Below are 22,422 nucleotides of genomic sequence, written 5' to 3' on the forward strand. Positions count from 1 at the left end.
GGAGAGGCCAAAGGGGAGTTCATCTTCCGGTGGAGGCGCCGCCGCGCTGTCGTCGCCCAGCACCCAATGCACACCACGGAGGAGATCCTCGGCAAATTCGTCGGCCGGTCCGTCAAAGCCATGATTGGCACCGCCGATCACGTAGAGTTCATGAGGTGTCTTCAGGCCTTGAATCCACGCGGTGGAAGCCATGAAATCCGCGCCCCCATGGAACTGCGCGACCCGCAGGCCCGCCATCGCCGGAGTGAAGTCGCCCAGATTGAAGGTGCCAGGACCGGTGGGAGTGACGCCGAGTTCATCTGAGGCTCTCAGGCCAAACCGCCCCCGGCTGTCGGCACTGAGCATGATGATGCCCTTGAGTGCGGCAGGGCGCTCCTTCCAGGCTGCTGCTGGGACAGCCTGCACCGCTCCCATGCTCCAGCCCGCATAGATGACCGGTGTGGTGGCATCGCCACCACCCCGGCTGGCGGCTTCTGCAGCGAGCGTGGCCATGTCTCTGCCCAACAGCTCTGCTGTGTAGTCCTTGGCTGCATACTCGCGCAGATCCAGCCCGATCACATAGACTCCAGCATCCCGTAGCCAGTGACTCACGGCATCTTCCCAGGCTGACCAGCCTCCATCTCCGGAGCCGAAAACCATGACCGCCACCGGGGGGCGCTCATCTGGTTCATACAATCGGGCGGAGGCGGTGGTGTGGGCCAGCTTGATGTCAGCGCGCGGAATGGGGACGTCATCCTCCGCGACGGGCTGGTCCTGGGCGAAAGCGGGTATCGGCAGGGCCAGGCAGGAGAGATACAGGAACGGCAAAAGGACCGGCAGCAGCCGGTGAAGCACGGAGGGCATCATGGGACCAGTCAGGAAAGCGGAGGCGGGAGGAGTCAGGCAAATAGAACTGTCCAAGGACAGTCTAGCAATAGTGAAAAAACGGCCACCCTGGCCCGGGGGAAAGCTGGGAGGGACCTAAACGTGATTTGTCTCGTCACCTTTTCGAGCCGACCGCGTCCCAGCATCACTTTTTCCCTGAGCCAGCTCCCGCATGAGGTCGAGCTGGATCTCCTGGATCTCCAGCAGGCGAGTCGCCTGCTGGTGCAGCAGGTAGTCCACCTTTTCGTGCAGGTGGCGGATTTCGAGCTCGGACTTCAGGTTAATCTTGTAGTCATTCTCCGCCCTCCGCCGGTCCCGGGTCTCCTGGCGGTTCTGGCTCATCATGATGACGGGGGCCTGCATGGCCGCCAGACAGGAGAGGATCAGATTCAGCAAAATGAAGGGGTAGGGATCAAATGCCCGCGATGCCAGAAACCAGACGTTGACCGCGATCCAGAGAACGAGAAATCCACCAAAGGTGAGGATGAATGTCCAGCTCCCGCCAAAGCTGGCAATCTTGTCTGCCAGACGCGCACCGAAACTGGACTCTTTTTCCTCTGTCTCATCCAGAGGGCGGGCACTCAGCACCTCATGCTTGTGCAGACTTTCTACCACCTCCTCATCCAAATGGGTTAGCTCTCCCAACTGATCCTTCAGGGCATCACGCACGTAGTCGAGCCGGGCGGCATTCAGCACCTCATGAGAGACGAATGAGCCAGGCTTCAAGTCCGGATACTCGGTGAAGATTCTCCTGGCGATGGTAGGCCGGAGGGCATCCAGGGGGACCAACTCCGTATGAGGCACCGTCTTCTGGGTCGCCTGACAGACCCCGGAGGGGCCGTGAGAGTTCCTGTGGGGAGGAGGGTGCGAGTGCATTTTGGTAACGCAGTGGTCCGGTCGTATCAGTAGATCAGTTTATCGGTGGGCGCACGGAGAGACTGCCTGGTTTTCCCGAGCACGTACCGCGCCCCCGGCGTCAAGTCTTGCGTCTTGTGTCTTCAAGTCTTGTGTACCCCCGAAGGCGGTCGGTCTGTCCCGCGATCACGTCACAGTTGAAATTCCCTTCCTGATGTACGCGTTAAGCTTCCCACAGTTTTCTCCGTCCCGTTAAGCTACCACCCATGCCTTCACTCTACCGACGCATCACCATCCCCCTCGCCGCCACGGCCGCGCTCAGTCTCGCCGCATTTACGGCGCTTGCAGAGACGCCGCAGTGGATCTGGTCCGCCGCCGAGGCGAAACCCAACCAGACGGTGTACCTCCGCAAAACGTTCACTGTCCAGCAGAGTGACACCGTTCGCCTGCAGGCCACTGGAGATGACGAGCTCACCGTTCTGATCAATGGCAAACCCGTGCTCACCGGCCAAGGGTGGGACAAAGTCCAGGTGAAGGAGGTCAGTGATGCCGTGGTCAAAGGCCAAAACGTGCTGGCGGTGACAGGAACCAACCGCGGCGGCAACAAAGGCGCGGTGCTGGTGAAGCTCATCATCGAGACTCGCAACAAAGGACAGACCGAGATCGTCACGGACGCAACCTGGAAGGCCAGCGAGACGGCACCTGCGGGCTGGGAGCAGGTGAAGTTCGATGACAAGGACTGGAAACCCGCTGTCGCGCTCGCCCCGCTGGGCGGTGGACCGTGGGCCAAGCTCAATGAAAAGAGCCTGGCCGCGGCTGCCAACCTGAAGGAACCCGAAGCCACGGCGGTGAAGGACATCAAGCTCAAGGAAGGCTTCAAGGCCGAGCTCCTCTACAGCGTGCCGCTGAAGACCCAAGGCTCCTGGGTGGCCAATACCTTCGATGACAAAGGCCGCCTCATTGTGAGCGACCAGTATGGCAAGCTTTACCGGGTGACGCTTCCCGCGCTGGATGGCAAGCCTGAGGATACGAAGATCGAGGAAATCGCCGTGGAGATCGGCGAGGCCCAAGGACTCCTTTTTGCCTTTGGCCACCTCTACGCGATCACCAATTCCGACAAGTTCCCCCGCGGCCTCTACCGGATCAGCGACACGGACAAAGACGACAAGTTCGACAAAGTGGAGCAGCTCCGGGCCTTCCCCAACAAGGGCGGCGAACATGGTCCGCACGCCGTGGTGCTGGGGCCGGACGGCAAGTCTCTCTACTGCATCGTGGGCAACCAGACGCCCATCACTGAGCTAAACAGCAGCCGTGTGCCCCGCCACTGGGCGGAGGACGTGCTGCTGCCGCCGCTGGTCGGACGTGGCTTCATGCGGGATGTCATGGCTCCGGGTGGCTGGGTGGCGAAGACAGATCCTGATGGCAAAACCTGGGAGCTGATCACCACCGGGTTCCGCAACGAATACGACGCCGCCTTCAATCGCCAGGGGGATCTCTTCACCTTTGACGCGGACATGGAGTGGGATTTCAGCGTGCCTTGGTACCGTCCCACTCGCGTGTGCATGGTGCAGAGCGGTGGCGAGTTTGGCTGGCGCTCCCTTTCCAAGAAGTGGCCGGTGCGCTGGGAGGACAGCCTCCCGCCCGTGACTGACATCGGCCCGGGTTCACCCACTGGGGTGGCATTCGGGTATGGGGCCAAGTTCCCGGCCAAATACCAGGAGGCGTTCTTCATCTCTGACTGGAGCTATGGCAAACTCTATGCTGTGCACATGAAGCCCCAGGGCGCTGGGTACAAGGCGGAGTTCGAGGAGTTCATGAGTGCCAATCCGCTGCCGCTCACGGATCTGGCAGTCTCCCCCAAAGATGGCGCGCTTTACATCACCATTGGTGGCCGCCGTGTGCAGAGTGGTCTCTACCGGGTCACGTACACGGGCAAGGAGAGCACTGCTCCCGCTCCAACGGTGCTTGAGGGGGAGGAGAAGCAACTCCATGAACTGCGACGCAGTCTGGAAGCCTTCCACGGCAAGGAGGATCCCAAGGCGCTGGCGGCTGCCTGGCCGCAGCTCGGTCATCCCGACCGTCTCATCCGTTTTGCCGCACGCATTGCGGTGGAGCATCAGCCCCTCGCCACGTGGAAGGACAAGGCCCTGGCCGAAACTTCGCCTCGTGCCTCGCTGATCGCCCTCATGGCGCTCACCCGTGCTTCCAACGGTGACAAAGCGCTCTATGAGCCGGTGATGAATGCGCTGGAGCGCATCAAGTTCGCCGATCTCAAAGGTGCTGATCGAGAGCTTTACGTGCGAGTGAACATGCTGGCTTTCGCCCGCTTCGGGGAGCCAGCGGACGGCGTGCGTGAGAAGGCCATTGGCCGTCTGTCCTCCATCTTCCCGACCAGTGAACCCTGGCTGGATGTGGACCTCGTGAATGTGCTGACGTTCCTTGGTGACAGTGCCTTCGTGGCCAAGGCCATTCCGATCCTGGAAAATGCTCCGACTCAGGAGGAGCAGATCGCTCTCGCCCAGAGCCTGCGTTTTGCCAAGAATGGCTGGACCCCGGAACTGCGTGAGCGCTACTTCAAGTGGGTGTGCCTGCGGGCTCCCACCTACAAGGGGGGTGCGAGCTTCGACCTCTTCATGCAGGACATCCGCAAGGATGCTGAGGCGGGTCTCACGGAGGCAGAGAAAGTGGCGCTCAAACCCATCCTTGAAGCCAAGCCAGATGTGAAGGCTCCACAGTTCACCTTCACCCTCAAGTCCTTCGTGAAAAACTACACGGTGGAGGACATCGAAGGTCTGCTCGGAGCGGGGCTCGAAGGTGGCCGCAACTTCGTCAATGGTCGCAACATGTTCGGCCAAGCCACCTGCTTTGCCTGTCACCGTTTCGGTCAAGAAGGCGGCGCCATCGGGCCGGATCTCACCAGCGTAGCGGGCAAGTACAGCCCACGGGATCTGCTTGTGCACATCATTGAGCCCAGCAAGGAGATCAGCGATCAGTACGGCCAGCTTGAAGTCACACTCAATGATGACAGCAAGGTGTACGGTCGAATCATGAACCTGGCGGGCGACCGGATCACGCTGAACATCAACATGATGGATCCCAATGCGTTGCAAAACGTGGATCGCAAGCTCATCAAGAGCATGGAGCAGTCCAAAGTCTCCATGATGCCTCCGGGCCTGCTCAGCACCTTGAGCAAGAACGATATCCTTGACCTGCTGGCTTACCTGCTGAGCAAGGGGAACAAGGAAGATCCGATGTTTAAATAGGTTAGATGAAGTTGAGAGTTATGGGGAGGCCGTCCGATGCCTCCCCATAACGTCTAACGCTTAACATCTAACTTTTTTCATCACCCCACGACCACGAGGACAATCGCCGTCATCATGAGGGCGGCGCCTGCCATCCTCCAGGCGAGCACCTTGCCGCCGAGGTTTTGTTCCTGATTGGCGAACCAGTGGCCGATGAGCCAGACAAGAGTCACACTGAGGAGGCCGCGTGAGGCATAGATGATGTTGGCGGCCGTGGCGCGGCCGTAAATCGCGACGGTGCTGACAAAGATGATGCTCTGCGTGCCCAGGAGCACGGAGCCTCCGCAGAGCCACTTCCATGCGGTTTTGGGGATCTCGCGCAAAGGGGCCTTGAACAGGAAGATCAGGCTGTAAGAGAGGAGTGCGTTGATGCCAAAGATCAGCGGCAGCAGCCTGCCGACACCCCACTGCGGCCCCCACTTCTGAACGAGCACGTCAAAGAGGGCGAAACTCACTGCGCCCACACCGCCAGCCATGAGGGTGACACCGATGTTCTTCGGCCGCTTGCCTTCGTGCTTCTTGTTGAGGAGCGTGATTCCCGCCACACTCAGAAAGGCGGCGATCCAGAGCGCAAGTGACACGGGGATGCCGACCACGAGCGGCGTAAAGACGGCGACCAGCACTACTTTGAGTCCGAAAATCGGCACCGCGACGGAAACGTCCCCTTTTTCGAGTGCAAGGAACTGGGAGAGCTGGCCAATGAACAGACACAGGGCGATCAGCCCCGGCTGCCAAAGAATGTCCCAGGTGACTTCCCTACCACCCAGCAGCCAGAGCAGGGCAAAGAGCAGACCGACGATTTGGTTGGCCACGAAAGTAGTCCGCCACAAGCCGACACCCGTTTCGCTGGACCGCTTGAATAACAGCGCGCTGAAGACGTACATCAGTGCGGCAATGGCCGGGAAAATGATAATCGCGGTGGATGCGGGCATGGAAGACGGGAAACGGGAGAGGGAGGTCTCTATAACGCAGGGTGGGGGAGGGCGGAGGGGAATTTTCCGAAATTGGACCTGTGCGGGAGATGCCGCCACATCCGGCACCTTCGTCCCCAGAGCGTCTGGAACTGTGAACTCGACTCCCATTCTTGCTAGACTGCCGGGCGCTTTCGCGTTTTGCTCCCGCCATGAAGAAATCCATCGCCGCTGTTTTTTCCCTTACCCTGCTGGCTGCTGCCAGCGTCATCGCCGGACCCAAAGCCGTGAAAGTTGATCCTCCCTACGCCGCTCCCGCCATCGAAGGCACCGACCAGACGGGCAAAGTCGTCAAGTTTGCTGACCTGTACAAGGACAACAAGTTTGTGCTCGTGTACTTCTACCCGAAGGCCGACACCCCAGGATGCACCAAGCAGGGCTGCAGCCTTCGCGACGGCAATGCCGAGTTGGCCAAGAAAGGCGTCAAGATCGTTGGCGTGAGCGCGGACACTGTGGAGGCCCAAAAGGCCTTCGCAGAAAAGTACACCTTCCCCTTCCAGCTGATCGCTGACAAGGACGGCAAGGTTATTGATGCCTTCAAGGTCGCCAAGCGCCCTAATGGCATGGCTTCCCGTGAAGCCTTTCTCGTGAAGGACGGCAAAGTGGTCTGGCACGACCCAGCCGCCGCGACCGAGAAACAGGCGGAAGACGCACTGAAGGCAGTGGAAGAAGCCAAGTAAGCCTCCTCACAGGAGACTCTTTGACCCCGTGTTCCGGTAAGGGACGCGGGGTTTTTTGTTTGGGGGAGAGATGCAGCGATTGAATCCAATTCGCATTTGGCGCACGTAACATCCGCTGAACCCGCGTTCTGCTTTCCCCAGTTTGAGGTCATGAAATTCAAGAAACTCCTCCTGATCCTCATCACCCTGATTGTCGCCATGGGACTCTTCTCCAGCCTTTTTACGCACGCCAGCGAGGGCAAACTCGTTGATCCCTATGCCGCTCCCAAAGTGGAGGCCCAGGATCAGAACGGCAAGACCGTCAAACTGGAGGACATCTATCTCAAGGGCCTCACGCTCGTCTATTTTTACCCCAAAGCCGACACCCCGGGCTGCACGGCGCAAGCCTGCAGCCTGCGGGATGCTTACACTGATCTCACCAAGGCTGGCATTCAGGTTGTGGGAGTCAGCACGGATGACGTGGAGGCGCAGAAGAAGTTTGAGAAGAAATACAATCTCCCCTTCACCCTGCTGGCCGATCCGGACGGGAAGATTCTCAAGGAGTTTGGCGTGAAGAAAATTCCTCTGGTGGGTATGGCCACACGCCAGGCGTTCTTGATCAAGGACGGCAAGGTCATCTGGCATGACGCCAAGGCCTCCACCGTGGAACAGGCGGCGGACGTGCTGAAGGTGGTTCAGACGGACGGTAAGTCGGTAAATCAGTAATTCAGTAGACCGGTAGGTCAGTGCGTCAGTGCGTCAGTGCGTCAGTGCGTCAGTGCGTCAGTGCGTCAGTTTTGCGCGAGTTGGCTCATGAACCGTGAGTCGGAGGAGTGAGTCGTCATCCCGCGGCGACTGCGGACCACGCTGGAGACCATGTGGCGGAGTAGTCCGACGGTCCCCGTCGGGTTGTGAGCGGAGAGAAGTCGTTGGAAATGCGGCGGAACAGCTGACCGCCAATGACGCCTGCCGACATGCTCTAGCTCGTGGGAAGGCTTCTCATGTCTGATTGCACTCGATGTCTGGGTCCCCCATGGCGGTGCACTTGAGGTAGTGGTATGGCCCTTTTTGTGCCCGTCTTCATCCGAAGCCCTTCCTCGAAGAGGATCCGGCCACAAGCCCAACGTTGACGAGCCTTGGGCGAGGCTACGTTGGGTTCACGATAGAACCCATTACTCCGAAGGAGTTTCGGCGCTCCGGCGAGCTCGTCGCTTGCGAACGGTCATGGTGCGTGAAGTGTCCGCCCGAAGGAGTTGCTGCGGTCAGACCGCCACAACTCCTTCGGAGTAGTAATCCATATCACTCCATACCCAACGTGGACTCGCTGGAAGCTCGCCAACGTTGGGCTTTTAGCCATATCCTCTTCGAGGAAGCGCGGAGGTGTCTTCATACCAAGATCGCTGGAGTTTCACTGTTTTGCTCGATCGTCGAGATTGGCCCGCGTTGCATCATCAGCCTCCTTGTCGGAGGGTCGGAGTTTCCAGGTGGACTTAAACTTCTCGATGGCGGCCTTGCCTGTTTCAGTGGCCAGCTCAGGCAATTCTTTGGTTTTGGCCAGTCGCTCCACGGCCTGGGGCGTCAAGAACTCCGCCAGTCTGTCCTGAGGTTTCGGTTCGGGCTCGGAAATCAAAAAATTTGTCCAGAACCACGCCATCGATCCGACCCAGACGATGGCGACGCCAACAACGAGGACCATGCCGATCTTGCTGAGAGTGGACTCCCGCCACTCCTTGACGAACTTCGCGCGATGTCGGGGGCTGAATATGGCCATCAAGCCATAGTAGATGAACACGAGCGCCCACCAGGTCAGCTCGATAATGATCATGAACAATTCGCCGAGAAACAACACGATCTCGCCCATTGAGCCAATATGATTCAAGGATGGCAGGGTTTTGTCAATAGGTTTGCCAGTTGGTCACCATGGTCCGTTTAACGTTGATCGATGAATTGCGTCTGCCTATATTCTGGGAAAACAGGCGCGCTTGATTGCTATATGAGGCCATCGATACTCGGACTCTTGTGCTTTTCGGTCGGCTTGCTGCTGGGGCAGCTCAGTTCGGTGCCCATCGGGAGAGTCTCGCAACCCAGCCAGATGCCGAAGAACTATGTCAGACTAAAGGCCTTGTTCGGACTGGCGAAAGACTTCGAAGCCAAGGAAGGGCACCTTCCTGAGTCGATCGAGCAACTCGCTTCTTGGTGCAAGGGGGACGATGTCAGACGTGCCATCTTTAACGAGGCAACCAATCTTTCTCTAAAACCAGAGGCAGGAATCTACGAATGGATCATCCCTCCAGCTGGTTACCCGGGCGATGATACGGGTTTTTACATCCGGTCGGGAGGAGCTTACTTCCAGAACCATTTGCCGTACGAGCTGGGCGTGGATCGGGAAGGACGGATTGTATTCAAGCACCCCTGATCAGCGTTGGTTGGCGACTGTGAAGGCTAGGCAGCAACGCCCCGTGATCGACACTGACGCCAATCTGCCGTGTAGGAGGCCCGAACTACTCCCGCACAATGCTGCGGGGACATTTCGGATCTGGTGGGAGGGAAGAGGGTGGGGCAGCAGCCTTACGCTCCTACCGATTTTTGTTCACCTTCTCCATATAGACGTCTTGAGCTGACCGGTCGCTGACCTCGATGTTAGTCAACTTGATGGACCAGACCGAGCCTGGCCAACTGTCGAACGAGGCCAGCCCTTTTTCCGTGGGGCGGATATTGGTGGGGGAGTATGCTTCTCGTTTGCCACTGCGATTGCCGCAGTCCATCGCCACCGTCTGTTGGATCTTGGTGGTGCGGCTGAGAATGGTGATCTCCTTCTGATGGGTCATTTCGAAGGTGATGGTGCGCTCCGGTGCGGCGACGGTGGCGACCACTTTGGGATTGCTCAGCTTGCCGGCCTTTTCCTCGAACTCCAGGTGAACTTCATCGCCAGGATAGAGAGTCAGACTGCCATCTGAGGCGAGGAGTTCTCGCGCCGGCAGTTTGATTTCCTGCTTGGTGCCGTCTGGCTGCACGATTTTGACGGTTGAGGCGGGCCGGCGGTTGGAGGCTGCGGCCGAGTCCTGGGCTTTGAGCAGGCCAAGTGGTGCTGCGGCGAGGAGCACCGGGACGATGAACAACGAGCGAAGCGAGGTTTTCATGGGGAGTGATCGAGATCAGGATGTGAGGGGGGACGAAGTGGGCGTGCTCGATATTGAGCGGCATGGGCTGGGCAAACGGGAGTTTGACGGGAAAAGCTCAGGCTAACATGTTTGGCGACGGAGTGTCAAAGCGAAGTGTGCCTGTCCTCCGGGCGGCGACTGAGGATGAAAAGTGTGGGCTGGGCTACTTTGTTGGACGCCCTTGGCGTCAGAACTCCGGCGTGCAACAAGGGTGACGATGCATAACGGACTCGCATGGGCAAGGCGTGGCTGGAGTGATTTGACGTGAGTGGCGCGGCTGACGAACTAGAGTTCTCAACCACTTTGCCGGTGCCATGGAGAGTATTCCAGGCTCTTCCGGCTCCAACAACGTTTGCCCCCACTCGATTGCCGACGTTCGTATCATCCATGGGGCTGCGCATGTGCCCCGAGATGAACTCGTCTTCCGCACCACATCTTCCCGCCATGCCCAGTTCTACACGTCCCCTGGAGTCGCAACATCCCCGACCCGTAGTGATGGTATCTACCATCCGAACGACGATGCCTCGTGGAATTCGCCTCACGCACATTGTCACGAGGGCGGACAAGCTGGTCTCGGAGCTCGAAAAACTTCGGCACAGCGCTTTTCGGCCTCCGGCAGGCGTCTGGCGCCCCTCGGTCAATGTTTACGAGCATCCTTCCAAGTTTGAGGTCTGCGTGGATCTGGCCGGCGTAAACAAAGACGAGATCCTCATTGAGCTGACGGATCGACGGCTTGTGTTCCGCGGGCAACGCAGTGCCCCGGAGGCAAGTTGTGGACACCCGCCTTGCGGGCGCATCCTCATCATGGAGATCGCTGATGGCAGCTTCGAGCGCACCATTGATTTTCCCGTAGATCTGAATGTGCCCGAGGCGCATGCCCGACAGGAAAACGGGTGGCTCTGGATCTCCCTCCCCAAGGCCTGATCTCCTGACAACCCCTTCCACGATTTCAAAAACACCCCTGCTGTGAACGCTCCTTTCCCCTTACTTTCCATGCAAACTGAGACTCGCTCCCCCGACGATTCTCCTCCTGCAGCCCCGGTCGCTCCGGTGCTGGATGTGGCTGGCTCCGATGCAAGTCCTGCAGGCGGATCATCCCGCACAGGAGAGCCCCCGGCCAACCCGCTCACCCTGGCAGTCTTGCCCCTGCGTAACACCATTGTTTTCCCTGGGACCGTCGTTCCACTCAATGTGAATCGGGCGGGAAGCCTGCGCTTGCTGGAGGAGAGCCTCCCTCAAGGCAAGATGCTGGCCCTGGTGATGCAAAAGGACCCCAACAATGATGAACCGGGACCGGCAGACCTGTATGAACATGGCACGCTGGCCAAGGTCATCAGCATGATGCGCCAGACCCAGAACGGGGTGGTCATTCTTGTGCATGGTGAGGATCGCATCCGGGTGCAAAATCCGGTGCAGACAGAGCCTTTTCTGCGTGCTGAGGTGGAGGTGCTGGCCAGTGTGCTGCCGCCAGCCGACGACAACACTGCTGCGGCGATGGGCAACCTGCGCGAGTCTGCCGTCAAGCTTCTGAAGTTGCGTCCCGATGCCTCTGAGGAAGCTGTCAACGCGGTGAACGGCATTCATGATGCGGCCACGCTCACCGATTTTCTTGCCTCGAACCTGGGGCTGGAGGTGGCAGAACAACAAGCCCTGCTGGAGGAGCGCGATGTGCTGCGTCGCATCGCCCGGCTCCAAGCCCATCTGTACAATCAACTGCACATTGCCGAGCTGCAAAGCAAGCTGCGCCAGGACGTGCAGAGCGAGTTCTCCGAGGCCCAGAAGCGGGCGTATCTGCGGGAACAGGTGCGCGCCATCCAAAAGGAACTGGGTGAAGACGGTGGCACGGAGGAGCAGGTGGAAGATCTGCGCCGTCGACTGGATGAGGCCGGGTTGCCTGAGAAGGCCCAGGCTCAAGCCAAGAAGGAACTGAAGAAGCTCGAGATCACTCCGGCGGCCAGCCCGGACCACTCCGTCACGCTCAATTATCTGGAGACTCTGGCGGACCTGCCCTGGCGGAAGCAGGATGAGGAACACGTGGATCTGAAGAAGGCCCAGGAGATTCTGGATCGTGACCACTATGGCCTGGAGAAGATCAAGCGCCGGCTCATCGAGTATCTGGCCGTGCGCAAGCTCAACCCGGCCGGACATGGCCCGATCCTTTGTTTCCTAGGTCCTCCAGGTGTGGGTAAAACAAGCCTGGGTCAGTCCATCGCTGACTCACTCGGTCGCAAGTTTGCCCGGATCAGCCTGGGCGGCATCCGGGATGAGTCGGAGATCCGTGGGCATCGGCGCACCTACATCGGCTCCATGCCGGGACGGCTTATTCAGGAGCTGCGCCGGTTGGGCACTCGCAATCCAGTGATCATGCTTGATGAACTGGACAAGATGGGCGCGGATTTTCGAGGCGATCCCGCCAGCGCCTTGCTGGAGGTGCTGGACCCACGTCAGAACCATGAGTTCGTGGATCGCTATGTGGACCTGCCCTTTGACTTGTCACAAGTGATGTTCATCGCCACCTGCAACACGCTGGACACCGTGCCTGCGCCGTTGCGGGATCGCATGGAGATTGTGCAGCTGCCGGGCTACACCGAGCGGGAAAAGCTCGCGATTGGGCGGAACTATCTCGTACGTCGCCAGGTGGAGGAGCACGGGCTCAAACCGGAACAGTGTCCCTGGACGGATGAGGCGATCGCCACAGTGATCGAAGACTACACCCGCGAGGCAGGCGTGCGCAATCTGGAGCGTCAGATTGCCTCCGTGGTGCGTCATGTGGCTGCCCGGGTGGCCAAGGAGGAGACGGATCGCGTGGAGGTGACCCCAGCCGTGGTGGTAGAGGCGCTGGGGGCGGCACAATTTGGTCGGGAAAGCCGGCTGCAAAGCAGTGCTCCTGGCGTGGTGACGGGCCTGGCCTATACTTCGGTGGGTGGGGAGATCCTGCACATTGAGGCCGTGCGGTATCCGGGCAAGGGAGGGTTCATCCTGACCGGCCAGCTTGGCGATGTCATGAAGGAATCCGTGCGTGCGGCCTTGAGCCTTGTGCGGAGCCGGGCAGGGGCGCTGGGGATCGATCCCAAGGAGTTTGAGGAAACAGAGGTGCATGTGCACGTCCCCGCTGGGGCGGTGCCCAAAGACGGTCCCTCCGCCGGAATTGCCATGTTCACCGCCCTGGCCTCCCTCTACACAGGGCGTCCGGTCAGCAAGGACGTCGCCATGACAGGTGAGGTGACGCTACGGGGGCTGGTGCTACCGATTGGTGGGTTGAAGGAGAAATCCATCGCCGCACTCCGGGCTGGGATCAAAACGATCCTCATTCCCAAGCTCAATGAGAAAGATGTGCCCGAACTGCCCGCGGAAGTGCGGGAGACCGTGCGCATCATTCCCGTGGAGACGGTGGACGAGGTTCTGCGGGAGGCCTTGGTCAACGAGCGGACCCCGTGACCTCCCTGCGGTGCCTGCGGCGGCGGAGTCTCCTTCCTGTGTCAATTTGACCTTGTCGAAGGTGCGGCGGTTTGTGCTTCAAACACAACCGCCGGGCCTGACGGAAGCGTCTGACGTGACTGGCTCTCCTTCAACAGGCAGTCCACCAAGCTGCTTCAGGATCTTGCCCCCAACTGGCCCTCTCACTCAACGGAACGCCATGCCGAAGCGAACCTGCAATTGCAGTTTGCCGTTCTTCCCCCTTTGACATCCCGCCAATCTGCGCGAATGACTACCGCCTTCCATTCAAAATTATGATGACCGAAGGCGAAGTAGCAGTGTTGGACTATGGCTCGCAGTACAGCCAGCTCATTGTGCGGCGAGTCCGCGAACTGGGCTTTGTGTCCCACCTCTATGCGCCTACGCAGCTGAAAGAGCTGAACAAACCGGGTGCGGTGATCCTCAGCGGCGGCCCTCGCAGCACCTCAGAAGTCGATGCTCCAGATGTGGATTTCGACGCCTTGCGTGCCTTGGACGTTCCCATTCTCGGGGTCTGCTACGGGATGCAGCTTCTCAACATCAAGCATGGCGGAACCGTAAAACCGGGGGTGACCCGTGAGTACGGCCCGGCCCGCCTGATTGCCAACGACAGCGTGCTTTTCAAGGGCATCCCTGCGGATTCCCAGATTTGGATGAGCCACAGCGACACGGTGCAAAACCTGCCTGAGGGCACCAAGGTCATCGCCACCAACCAGGATGCGGTTCCCGTAGCCCTCCAGTGGGGTGAGGCCTGCTTTGGCATCCAGTTCCACCCTGAGGTCACTCATTCCCACCAGGGAACAAAGATTCTCAACAACTTCCTCGGGCTTGCAGCCGGGCGGTTGGCCAAGTTCAGCATCGCTTCCTTCAAGGAGCAGATGATCGAAAGAATTCGTCAGGAAGTGGGTGGGCGCGAAGTGATCTGCGGTGTGTCCGGCGGCGTGGATTCCACCGTGCTGGCGGTGCTGCTTCACAAGGCGGGCATCAAGCAACGCTGCCTGTTTGTGGATCATGGTCTGCTGCGCAAAAATGAGTCCGAAGAAGTGCAGGCCCAGTTCAAGGAAGTGGGCGTACCCATCGAGGTGGTGGATGCCCGTGAGACCTTCCTGGGAGCGCTCAAGGGCGTGACCGATCCGGAAGCCAAGCGCAAGATCATCGGAAACCTGTTCCTGGACGTGTTCTTCGGTGCCGCTGACCACATTGAAGTGATGGCTCAGGGGACCCTCTATCCGGACGTGATTGAGAGCGCCACCAGTGGGTCCATTGCCTCCAAGATCAAGACCCACCACAACCGTGTGGACCGGGTGCTGGAACTCAAGGAAGAGGGGCGCGTCATTGAACCCCTTGCGGAGCTTTTCAAAGATGAAGTGCGCGCCCTCGGGGAAGCCCTCGGCATTCCTCATCGCGCACTCTGGCGTCACCCCTTCCCAGGGCCAGGCCTGGCAGTGCGTGTCCCGGGCGAGGTGACGGAAGAACGTCTCGAAATCTGCCGCAACGCTGATGCGATCTTCATCGAGGAGCTGCGCCGCTCCGGCTGGTATGAAAAGACCTGGCAGGCCTATGCCGCCCTTCTCCCGGTGAAAACCGTGGGAGTGAAAGGGGATGAACGCAGCTATGAGCAGGCCATTTCCCTGCGCGCGGTGGTGAGTGAAGACGCCATGACCGCCGACTGGGTGGAGTTGCCGCACGAAGTGCTGCGCGCCACATCCCATCGCATCCTGAACTCCGTCAAAGGGGTGAACCGGGTGCTCTATGATATCTCGACCAAGCCCCCGGCAAGCATTGAGTGGGAGTGAGTTCCCTACGGGCCCCGGCCGGACGATCCGGCCGGTGGCTTGTATCTTGCTAGTAAGGGGTTGCAAAACGCCCCCGGCCTGATGAAATTCCGGGTCAAGTAAGCAGCATGGCCACTCCTACGCAGTTTCGTCACTACCTGATCGCCCAAGACGCTGATGGGGCCAACCTTGAAGTCCTGCGCTCCAGCGAGCAGGTGGCGGTCTTTGCCTTCGATTCACGGCGGCAGGTCTTCGTGCACTGCCACGTCTTGCTGGATCCCGTGGAGGATCATGCGGCCTTTGAATCTCGCGCCCGCCTCTTTGCAGACAAGGGGCATCCCCTCCGGGCAAGGGTGGTGGAGTATGGTGAGGATGACAGCAGTGCTTTCTACATCACGGAAAACGTGGATGGGGAGACCCTGCGGGCTTATTTGGAGCGCCGGGAAGATCTGCCTGCCCGGGTGGCGGTGAAGCTAGCCAAGGCTGTCCTCCGTGCCATGGAGGGGCTGGGGCCGTTGGGAGACAGTCTGCCTACGCGGGCACTTGAAAGCCTGCGGCTCGTGCAGGCCGGCCCACAGAGTTTGGTTGCCGTGTTGGCGGACTATTGTCTCGTCATGGCGAAAGATGCTGCCAAGGCGGAACCCCAAGCTTTGGGTCAGCAGATCCAGTTTCTTCAGACCTGGCTGGGAGAGCATCTCCGGAAGTCTACCGAAGGAGACGAAGCAACGGTGCGCAGCGCTGAACTGCAGGAGCAACTGACGCGTGTGTTGAGCTCCTGGAGTCTCCAGGGAGCGGCATTGTTGTCGCAAGCAATCGCCGATCTTGAGAGGCTGGACGCCGCCCCGCAGGAGGGGGAGCTTTCCGCCGCGCTCAAGCCCAAGCCATATCTTGCCCCCATGATGGCCAACTTCCAGGAGTTGGCTCGCAGCATTAGCCAGACCGTACGCATCCAGAGCCAGAAACTGACCCCGGCCCAGCCCTATGCGCTGCGGGGGATGTACATGAAGACGGGGCAGACGGTGGTGGTGGAGCAGTTGCCACCTAGGCGACTTGCGGGAAATTTCCCGGATGTTGCGCTCCGTCAGGTGCAGAATCTGCCCAAGGGGAAATATCCGAACCTCATCCCCGTCGTCTTCGTCGAGCACGGAGAAGAGATCGAGTGCATGGGCGAGACGGCGGTGGAAGGCGTGCCGTTGAGCGATCTGCTCGAAGTCCGTCGAGTGCTGGACCCACAGGAAGTCTATGTGGTGCTGGCCAGCATGGATGCCGCGCTGGAGCAGATGGAAAAAGCCGGAGTGGCCTGCCATCGCCTGCGCCTTGAGGACATTTATCTTTTCACCGGCTTCGGCAAGGAGGCACCCGTGGATACTGGCCTGTTGAACACGAAGCTGAACGAGTGGCCGGGATTCTCCATCGTGATTCGTACCCACCCCTGCATGCATGGCATGGCAGGTCGTGGGACCGATCCCGGTCTTCTGCTGCCTCTGCCAGGGCCGACTAAAGGTGGGGCTAGCCCCGTTTGGAATGGTGGATGGATGGCGGCGCTGGGCTGTTGTCTCGTTGGCATGCCGGACGGCTCTGCCAGCAAGCATGTGACGGGCATTCCTCAGACCGACTCTGTCTGTGCACTGCTGGAAGATGAACTCCAGCGTACGGCCAAAGGCGTGCCTTCCCCGCGCGCTTCATTTCTTTCTCGATTTGCCAAGCTGGTTCAGAAATACGAACTGGTGCAGCCCAAGCCGACGGTGCCTCATGCGGAACTGAGTGGCGTGGAGCCTGCCCAAGGGGCTGCCAGGGAGATGCCCAAGGCAGGAACCGCGCTGCCGGCCCGGAAAGGAGCCTCGCCGCCCCCTCCGATGCCGCAACAACAGCGGCCTGTGGCGGAAGAAGAGCAACCTGCACTGGGATTTGCCGAGGCGCTGATTCAAAAATCCTCCATGGAGGAGGTGGAGGATGACTTCGATGAGGAGTTCGCCCTGCCGCCCATGCGCTCTGGCATGCGCCTGCGCAGCTCTACGGTGGAAAGTTCCTGGATGTCGGTGCGCTCCAAGCGACCTTTTTGGGTCACCTGCACCCTGGTGGTGGCGGGGGCGCTGTTGGTGGGTGCCGGGCTGGCTCACTACACAGGGCGAGCTGTCTGGTTGCAGGGGGACAAGGACAAGACTTCCGCGCCAACTCCTGCCCCCAAGGCAGATGAGAAGGCGGCGACTGCCACCAGAATCGACCTTCCGGTTGCCCCCGATACCGGGAAGTCAGCCAAGCTCAGCCTCCCTCCGCCCAGCAAACCGGTGGTGAAGGAATTGGAGGCGTTGGCCAAGCATGGGGGAACCTCCTCCCCTGGAAGTGGAGCGGGAGCGTCCCCCGCAGGTGCGGCGGTGGCCAAAAGTGCGCCTCCTGTGGAAGTGGCGATGGCGATTCCCCTGGCTTCCGATCCAAGTCTGATTTCCAAGCTGCAAGACTTGCGCAAAACGGGTGGCAAGCTCACCAAGGAGCTGCGTGGGTCAGCGGAACGCGCTGCGCAGTCGGGCAGCTCGGAGGCCATGCTGGCCATGGGCAGGGCGTATCTGAGAGGGGAGGGCGGCCCTGCGGATGAAAGGAGCGGTTTCGTGTGGATTGAAAAGGCGAGCGCTGCCGGTGATGTGGCGGCTTACATCCCTCTGGCTGAGTGCTATCTGCAAGGCTGGGGCACGCCGCCAGACGGCGCAAAGGCGGCCAGTCTGCTGGAAAAGGCCACCGCAGGCGGTGACGTGGTGGCGAAGGACCTCCTCGGGGTGTGTTATGCCCGGGGCATTGGTGTGGAGCGGGATGATGCAAGGGCCTTCCAGCTCTGCACGGACGCGTACGGCGCGGGAGTGGCGAGCGCCTGTGGAAACCTGGGGGCGCTGTACTTGCGCGGTCAGGGTACGTCTCCTGACGCGGAACGCGCCGTGCAACTCTTCGCGGAAGGGGCCGGTCGTGGCCACGCTGAAAGCATGATGCTCTATGCCCAGTGCCTGGAATACGGGACCGGTGTGCTGACCAACCGGGATGAAGCCTCGCGCTGGTATCAGCAGGCTGCCAAGCAGGGCAATGCCGCGGCTGCCGGATGGTGCCGCCAGAAGGGCGTGACGTTTTAGGGTCGCCTGGCGGATCAAAGTGACGCCTGCATTTCCGCAATTTTGAGAATTTGCGCTATGCCACCTCGTGGGAATGGCTTGCTCTAGCTCTTGCAGTGAGAGGCGTGAGAATGGCAAGATTGGCCAAAACAAAAGCCGTACCTGTTCGTTCAAACAAAAGGCGACAAATAACATTCAACAAAATGCGTGTCCTGTCGTCTGTAATGCTCGCAGTTTCATGCCCATCCGGGAGCCGGATGAGGCAGCAAGTTTATCAATCTAATCCATGAAAATACAGCATCCCAAAGTACTGGCCCTTGCAGGAGTTGGAGTTTTCGGTGTCGCAGCCCTTACTTTTGCTCAGGAGCAGAAGCCGGTTGAGGCGAAGGAGCCGTCCTTTACGATGACGAGCGCGGACTTCGCCACCAAGGTGACCCGTGACTCCGCGCCTCTCGCGAACGCGGGCCAGCTCACCTTGAGCTACGCGGATGTCGTGCAGCGCATCCTCCCCAGTGTGGTGAGCATCAGCACCTACTCCAAGAAGGGCACGCCTGGCCGGAGCATGCCCGAGATGAGTGAGGACGATCTGGAGCAGCTTCCGCCCATGTTTCGCGAGTTCTTCCGCGACTGGATGGAGCGTCGCGGGGGTGAACCGGGGGACAACAATCAACCCAGTCCTGGTGGGAGAAATCGCCAGCGCCCTCAGCAGCCTCGCCAGACCGGCTTGGGCTCGGGCATGATCCTGACCGGGGACGGCTACATCCTCACCAACAACCACGTGGTGGAGAGTGCGGACCAGATCAAAGTGGTGATCGCGGGTCGCGGGAAGGAGTATGAGGCCAAAGTCATTGGCACGGATCCCCAGACGGATGTGGCTCTGATCAAGATTGATGGCACGGACCTTCCTCACGCCGTCTTTGGCGACAGTTCCAAGCTGCGGGTAGGAGATGTGGTGCTGGCTGTGGGTTCGCCCATGGGGCTGACCCAATCGGTCACGCAGGGGATCGTCAGCGCGCTCGGACGCAGCCAGCTCGGCATCATTGGCCGGCGAGGTCAGGCGGGTTATGAGAATTTCATCCAGACGGATGCAGCCATCAACCCGGGCAACTCCGGCGGGCCGCTGGTGGATGGTTTGGGCCGTGTGATCGGCATCAACACTGCGATCGAGACCCAGAGCGGCATGTTCGCAGGGATTGGCCTGGCTATCCCGATCGACATGGCACTCAACATTGCGGCGGACCTGCTCGATGATGGCAAGGTGGATCGCGGATTCCTCGGCATCCAGATGGATCCAGTGGATCCCAGCATGGCGGACTTCCTGGGGTTGAAAGACGAAGAGGGCGTCACGGTCACCCGTGTGGTGGAGAACTCCCCGGCGGCCAAAGCTGGCTTCGAGGAAGGTGACGTCGTGGTAGGGGCCAATGGTGAGAAAGTGGAGGAGCCCTCCAAACTTCGTCTCATGGTGAGCTCCAAGCGCCCTGGCGAGACGGTGAAATTCGATGTCGTGCGTTTCAACGAACAGTCCAAGAAGCCGGAGCGCATGGAGCTGAACGCGGTGCTTGAGAAGCTCGATACCGACAAGCTCGCTTCCAGCGGGGCGCAGGGTGGCGGAAAACAGGCCAAGCCGACCGGGTTCCTTGAAGGCGTGCGGATTGAGGACGTGACCGACGAGCTGCGCAAGGAGTACACGATTGAGGCCGATGTGACGGGTGTGGTGGTGACCTCTGTCGAGGAGAGCAGCGCTGCGGCCAAAGTGGGCCTTCAGGAGGGTGACGTCATCCTGCAGGTGAATCGCCAGCCTGTGAAAACGGCTGCAGAGGCCAGAGCGCACAAGGGTGACGCCGGTGCCGCTGTGCAGCTCAAGATCCTGCGTGCAGGTCAGACCAAGTTCCTCGTGATCCGGAACTGATGCGTTGAGCGATCGCTTTCTAGTTGGCCGGACTCTTCGGAGTCCGGCCTTTTCTTTTTCATGCTCTGGGACACGGGAGGACGGGCATTTCTTGACCCGTGCGGCTTCCGTGCTTCCTTGAGCGCCCTCTATTCTACATCATGGACACCCATCACGATTCCCACGAAGGTGGCGGCTCTTTCTGGAGCGCAGCCAATGTCTTCATCGGCCTTGCCTTTGCCCTTTTCTCGCTCTGTGCCGGTACTGTGCTCATCGGAGGTGGCCTCATGAACGCGTTTGGGAGCAAGAAGGCTCCTGACGCAGCACATGCCCCGGCAGCGGCGGCTCCTGCTGCTGCGGCGCCCACAGCAGCCGCACCGACAGCGGCTCCTTCTTCAGTGAAGGAAGAGGGTGGAGCGGTGCTGGTCACGCTGAAGCCGGGTGCTGCGAATCCCATGTCCTTTGATGTGACCAGCTTCACGGTCAAAGCAGGACAGCCGGTCAAGGTGACTTTCGACAATGACAGCATGACCCCACTTCAGCACAACTGGGTGCTCGGTGCCGCTGGCTCCAAGGACAGGCTGATTGCCGCTGCAAACGGTATGATGGCCGAAATGACGAAGTGGATGCCCCGCGGTTTTGTTCCGGACGGTCCCGATGTACTCGCCCACACCAAGCTTCTCAACGCCAAGGAAAAGGAAACCGTCGAGTTCACCGCTCCCAAAGAAAAGGGTGACTATCCCTATCTCTGCACCTTCCCTGGACACTCGATGATCATGCAAGGCACCATGAAAGTGGAATAGCCTTCGATCACAAGTGTGATTCAATCCTCGAGCTTCCCGGTAGCATTACCGGGAAGCTTTTTTGTTGGCCAGGCCCCGGTGAGTACACTGGCAGGGACCGGCAAATTTGCTTGCTGCTACTTCGGTGCAGGCTCTTTCCAGGTTCTGCCTCGGCCGGTGTGAATGGCGGCCATTAAACTGTTGTAGAGGGAGCCCAAAGCGGCTTCCGTTTGCAGCGCGTACTCGACCGTGTGCGCGTGTGTGGAGGTGGGGTAGTTTTTCACCACCTGGAGTTTGCCTGCTGAGGGGGCAACTCTGGTGGCGACCTGGTTTTTCACCTCCTCTGCCCGATTGAGCAGCATCTGGCCGGCAGCAATTGGAGTGTCCCGCAGAACGGGCTCAAAGAAATAAAACCGGGCGACCACTTCAGAGGAGGTGCCGATGGTCACCTCCACCACCCGTGCGGCTGCGTCTGAGATGTACTCGTGTTTCGAGGCGCTGATGATGGAACCCAGTTTGACGAGATAGTGGCCCCCATTGCCGAAGGATGCCTGCCAGAACTGCGGATTGCTCTCCACTTCATCAGTCGCGCTGGGCGTGGTGGTCTGTCCAGAGGCAGGCGAAGCCAGGCCTCCCTGCAAGAGCGCTACAGAACAAAGAGTGAGAAAAAGCTTTTGGGTGACATTCATGGGACGGGAAACGTTACCCTGCGAGAGTTGCAGATTCCTCCCCGCAGGGAAAGTCCTACTTTTGGCGACGCCCCATCAGACGCGAAGGATCGGGGCAGTAGGTTTCGCAGTTCCCGAAAAAAAAACAAAGGCCCGGCCGCTTGATGCGGTCCCGGGCCTCTGTCGTTTTCCTTCGTTGTGCTGCGTTGGAAAATCCGGTCGAGTTCTAACCTGAGCTGCTCACTTCATGAAGGGTCCGATCACGAGGAAAAGGACGGCGATCAGACGCACGACACGAAGAGGAGAGGAAATTTGCATAAATGATAGTAGTTGCTGCTACGGGTCGCAATATAGATATTTTCCGTAAGTGTGCAAGCGTGTTTATTGCAACTATGCATTTCTCTTTTGATTTTATGGGTGTTGCTTTCGGACTCTATGAACATTTGTATCAAATGTGATAGTTCTCGGGGACGTGTCCTCCAGATGAAGTGTCGCGCACTTGTAGGGCGTGTTTGGATTTGGTTGTAAAGTCTCGCGCGATTGCTAGCAGAGGGCCTGAAGGCCCAAAGAGTCCAGCGTAGGGGCGAAGCCCTGGGTATCCGTGCCGCACAAGAGCCGTGCCTAGTATGGGCACGAGAGATGGCTGCTGCCTCAAAGTGCGTGCTCGTTCAACCACCGCCGAATGACCATCCAATAGCACGCGAACCTCTCGCGCGACCCTTCAGGCCGTAATTGAGAGGGGATGGATGAACCCAGGGGCTGTGTCCGCTTCGTGGCCTCCGCCCCTATAGGCCAATGCCATCAGATCAGGGAAAACGGATCGTCTTGCTGTTTTGCCTTGGCGCGCCTCGGAGCCGCGATGGTGCACCCGCCACGACTGTAACTGGTGAGCCCCATTCAGAAGGGCCGAAGGTCCGGGTTCATACCAGCCTGGGGCAACGCCCCA

16 protein-coding genes are annotated in these 22,422 nt (G+C 59.7%); 10 read left to right on the forward strand and 6 right to left on the reverse strand.

The genetic code is table 11. From position 1 onward, the window contains the following. Positions 1 to 846 (reverse strand): AcvB/VirJ family lysyl-phosphatidylglycerol hydrolase (locus BV034_RS10110; RefSeq protein WP_050026632.1); only part of this gene is annotated, 846 nt, incomplete at its 3' end. Positions 847 to 960: 114 nt separating this feature from the next. Continuing rightward, entirely contained in the window at positions 961 to 1,740 is a 780-nt protein-coding gene (locus BV034_RS10115) for a DUF1003 domain-containing protein (RefSeq protein ID WP_265592839.1), read from the reverse strand. A 245-nt stretch (positions 1,741 to 1,985) separates the two neighbouring features. On the opposite strand from BV034_RS10115, the gene BV034_RS10120 reads away from it, so the two are divergent. Continuing rightward, a complete protein-coding gene (locus tag BV034_RS10120; RefSeq protein WP_050026634.1) occupies positions 1,986 to 4,982 on the forward strand; it encodes a c-type cytochrome in 2,997 nt (998 codons plus the stop codon). Between the two features lie 80 nt (positions 4,983 to 5,062). Here the strand turns inward: BV034_RS10120 and BV034_RS10125 are convergent, their stop codons facing one another. Beyond that, on the reverse strand, positions 5,063 to 5,953 hold the full coding sequence (locus BV034_RS10125; protein ID WP_050026636.1) for a DMT family transporter: 891 nt from the start codon (positions 5,951 to 5,953) through the stop codon (positions 5,063 to 5,065). A 191-nt stretch (positions 5,954 to 6,144) separates the two neighbouring features. Between BV034_RS10125 and BV034_RS10130 the strand changes: the two genes are divergently transcribed. Then, positions 6,145 to 6,672, forward strand: coding sequence for a peroxiredoxin (locus BV034_RS10130; RefSeq protein ID WP_050026638.1), 528 nt, complete (start codon positions 6,145 to 6,147; stop codon positions 6,670 to 6,672). Positions 6,673 to 6,822: 150 nt separating this feature from the next. Then, positions 6,823 to 7,377, forward strand: coding sequence for a peroxiredoxin (locus tag BV034_RS10135; protein WP_050026639.1), 555 nt, complete (start codon positions 6,823 to 6,825; stop codon positions 7,375 to 7,377). Positions 7,378 to 8,059: 682 nt separating this feature from the next. On the opposite strand, the gene BV034_RS10140 is transcribed toward BV034_RS10135, so the two are convergent. Further along, positions 8,060 to 8,512: a hypothetical protein gene (locus BV034_RS10140; RefSeq protein WP_050026641.1), complete on the reverse strand. Its 453-nt coding sequence runs from the start codon at positions 8,510 to 8,512 to the stop codon at positions 8,060 to 8,062. A 231-nt stretch (positions 8,513 to 8,743) separates the two neighbouring features. Here BV034_RS10140 and BV034_RS10145 point away from each other — a divergent pair, with 231 nt between their 5' ends. Next, entirely contained in the window at positions 8,744 to 9,067 is a 324-nt protein-coding gene (locus BV034_RS10145) for a hypothetical protein (RefSeq protein ID WP_265592840.1), read from the forward strand. A gap of 160 nt (positions 9,068 to 9,227) precedes the next feature. Here BV034_RS10145 and BV034_RS10150 read toward each other — a convergent pair whose 3' ends face one another. Beyond that, positions 9,228 to 9,791 carry a hypothetical protein gene (locus BV034_RS10150; RefSeq protein WP_050026644.1) on the reverse strand — a complete coding sequence of 188 codons (564 nt, stop codon included), beginning with the start codon at positions 9,789 to 9,791 and terminating at the stop codon, positions 9,228 to 9,230. A gap of 540 nt (positions 9,792 to 10,331) precedes the next feature. Between BV034_RS10150 and BV034_RS10155 the strand changes: the two genes are divergently transcribed. From BV034_RS10155 to BV034_RS10180, 6 genes are all read left to right on the forward strand, one after another. Beyond that, positions 10,332 to 10,736, forward strand: a complete 405-nt coding sequence (locus BV034_RS10155; protein WP_050026646.1) for an Hsp20/alpha crystallin family protein — start codon at positions 10,332 to 10,334, stop codon at positions 10,734 to 10,736. Positions 10,737 to 10,805: 69 nt separating this feature from the next. Further along, positions 10,806 to 13,250: an endopeptidase La gene (lon, locus tag BV034_RS10160; protein WP_050026647.1), complete on the forward strand. Its 2,445-nt coding sequence runs from the start codon at positions 10,806 to 10,808 to the stop codon at positions 13,248 to 13,250. A gap of 293 nt (positions 13,251 to 13,543) precedes the next feature. After that, a complete protein-coding gene (gene guaA, locus BV034_RS10165) occupies positions 13,544 to 15,064 on the forward strand; it encodes a glutamine-hydrolyzing GMP synthase (protein WP_050026649.1) in 1,521 nt (506 codons plus the stop codon). Between the two features lie 107 nt (positions 15,065 to 15,171). Continuing rightward, positions 15,172 to 18,159, forward strand: coding sequence for a Sel1-like repeat-containing protein kinase family protein (locus BV034_RS10170; RefSeq protein WP_050026650.1), 2,988 nt, complete (start codon positions 15,172 to 15,174; stop codon positions 18,157 to 18,159). 265 nt (positions 18,160 to 18,424) lie between these two features. Then, positions 18,425 to 20,047: a Do family serine endopeptidase gene (locus tag BV034_RS10175; RefSeq protein WP_050026652.1), complete on the forward strand. Its 1,623-nt coding sequence runs from the start codon at positions 18,425 to 18,427 to the stop codon at positions 20,045 to 20,047. Positions 20,048 to 20,187: 140 nt separating this feature from the next. Further along, on the forward strand, positions 20,188 to 20,829 hold the full coding sequence (locus tag BV034_RS10180; protein WP_050026654.1) for a plastocyanin/azurin family copper-binding protein: 642 nt from the start codon (positions 20,188 to 20,190) through the stop codon (positions 20,827 to 20,829). Between the two features lie 116 nt (positions 20,830 to 20,945). Here BV034_RS10180 and BV034_RS10185 read toward each other — a convergent pair whose 3' ends face one another. Next, positions 20,946 to 21,497, reverse strand: coding sequence for a hypothetical protein (locus BV034_RS10185; RefSeq protein WP_050026656.1), 552 nt, complete (start codon positions 21,495 to 21,497; stop codon positions 20,946 to 20,948). Positions 21,498 to 22,422 lie beyond the last annotated feature (925 nt).

The organism is Verrucomicrobium sp. BvORR034 (assembly GCF_000739635.1).
GTDB lineage: Bacteria > Verrucomicrobiota > Verrucomicrobiia > Verrucomicrobiales > Verrucomicrobiaceae > Verrucomicrobium.

Excerpts from the sequence above, each read along its gene's own strand:
- BV034_RS10115 (WP_265592839.1), bottom strand. The coding sequence starts at position 1,740 with ATGCACTCGCACCCTCCTCCCCACAGGAACTCTCACGGCCCCTCCGGG.
- BV034_RS10120 (WP_050026634.1), top strand. The coding sequence starts at position 1,986 with ATGCCTTCACTCTACCGACGCATCACCATCCCCCTCGCCGCCACGGCC.
- BV034_RS10125 (WP_050026636.1), bottom strand. The coding sequence starts at position 5,953 with ATGCCCGCATCCACCGCGATTATCATTTTCCCGGCCATTGCCGCACTG.
- BV034_RS10130 (WP_050026638.1), top strand. The coding sequence starts at position 6,145 with ATGAAGAAATCCATCGCCGCTGTTTTTTCCCTTACCCTGCTGGCTGCT.
- BV034_RS10135 (WP_050026639.1), top strand. The coding sequence starts at position 6,823 with ATGAAATTCAAGAAACTCCTCCTGATCCTCATCACCCTGATTGTCGCC.
- BV034_RS10140 (WP_050026641.1), bottom strand. The coding sequence starts at position 8,512 with ATGGGCGAGATCGTGTTGTTTCTCGGCGAATTGTTCATGATCATTATC.
- BV034_RS10145 (WP_265592840.1), top strand. The coding sequence starts at position 8,744 with ATGCCGAAGAACTATGTCAGACTAAAGGCCTTGTTCGGACTGGCGAAA.
- BV034_RS10150 (WP_050026644.1), bottom strand. The coding sequence starts at position 9,791 with ATGAAAACCTCGCTTCGCTCGTTGTTCATCGTCCCGGTGCTCCTCGCC.
- BV034_RS10155 (WP_050026646.1), top strand. The coding sequence starts at position 10,332 with ATGCCTCGTGGAATTCGCCTCACGCACATTGTCACGAGGGCGGACAAG.
- lon (WP_050026647.1), top strand. The coding sequence starts at position 10,806 with ATGCAAACTGAGACTCGCTCCCCCGACGATTCTCCTCCTGCAGCCCCG.
- guaA (WP_050026649.1), top strand. The coding sequence starts at position 13,544 with ATGATGACCGAAGGCGAAGTAGCAGTGTTGGACTATGGCTCGCAGTAC.
- BV034_RS10170 (WP_050026650.1), top strand. The coding sequence starts at position 15,172 with ATGGCCACTCCTACGCAGTTTCGTCACTACCTGATCGCCCAAGACGCT.
- BV034_RS10175 (WP_050026652.1), top strand. The coding sequence starts at position 18,425 with ATGAAAATACAGCATCCCAAAGTACTGGCCCTTGCAGGAGTTGGAGTT.
- BV034_RS10180 (WP_050026654.1), top strand. The coding sequence starts at position 20,188 with ATGGACACCCATCACGATTCCCACGAAGGTGGCGGCTCTTTCTGGAGC.
- BV034_RS10185 (WP_050026656.1), bottom strand. The coding sequence starts at position 21,497 with ATGAATGTCACCCAAAAGCTTTTTCTCACTCTTTGTTCTGTAGCGCTC.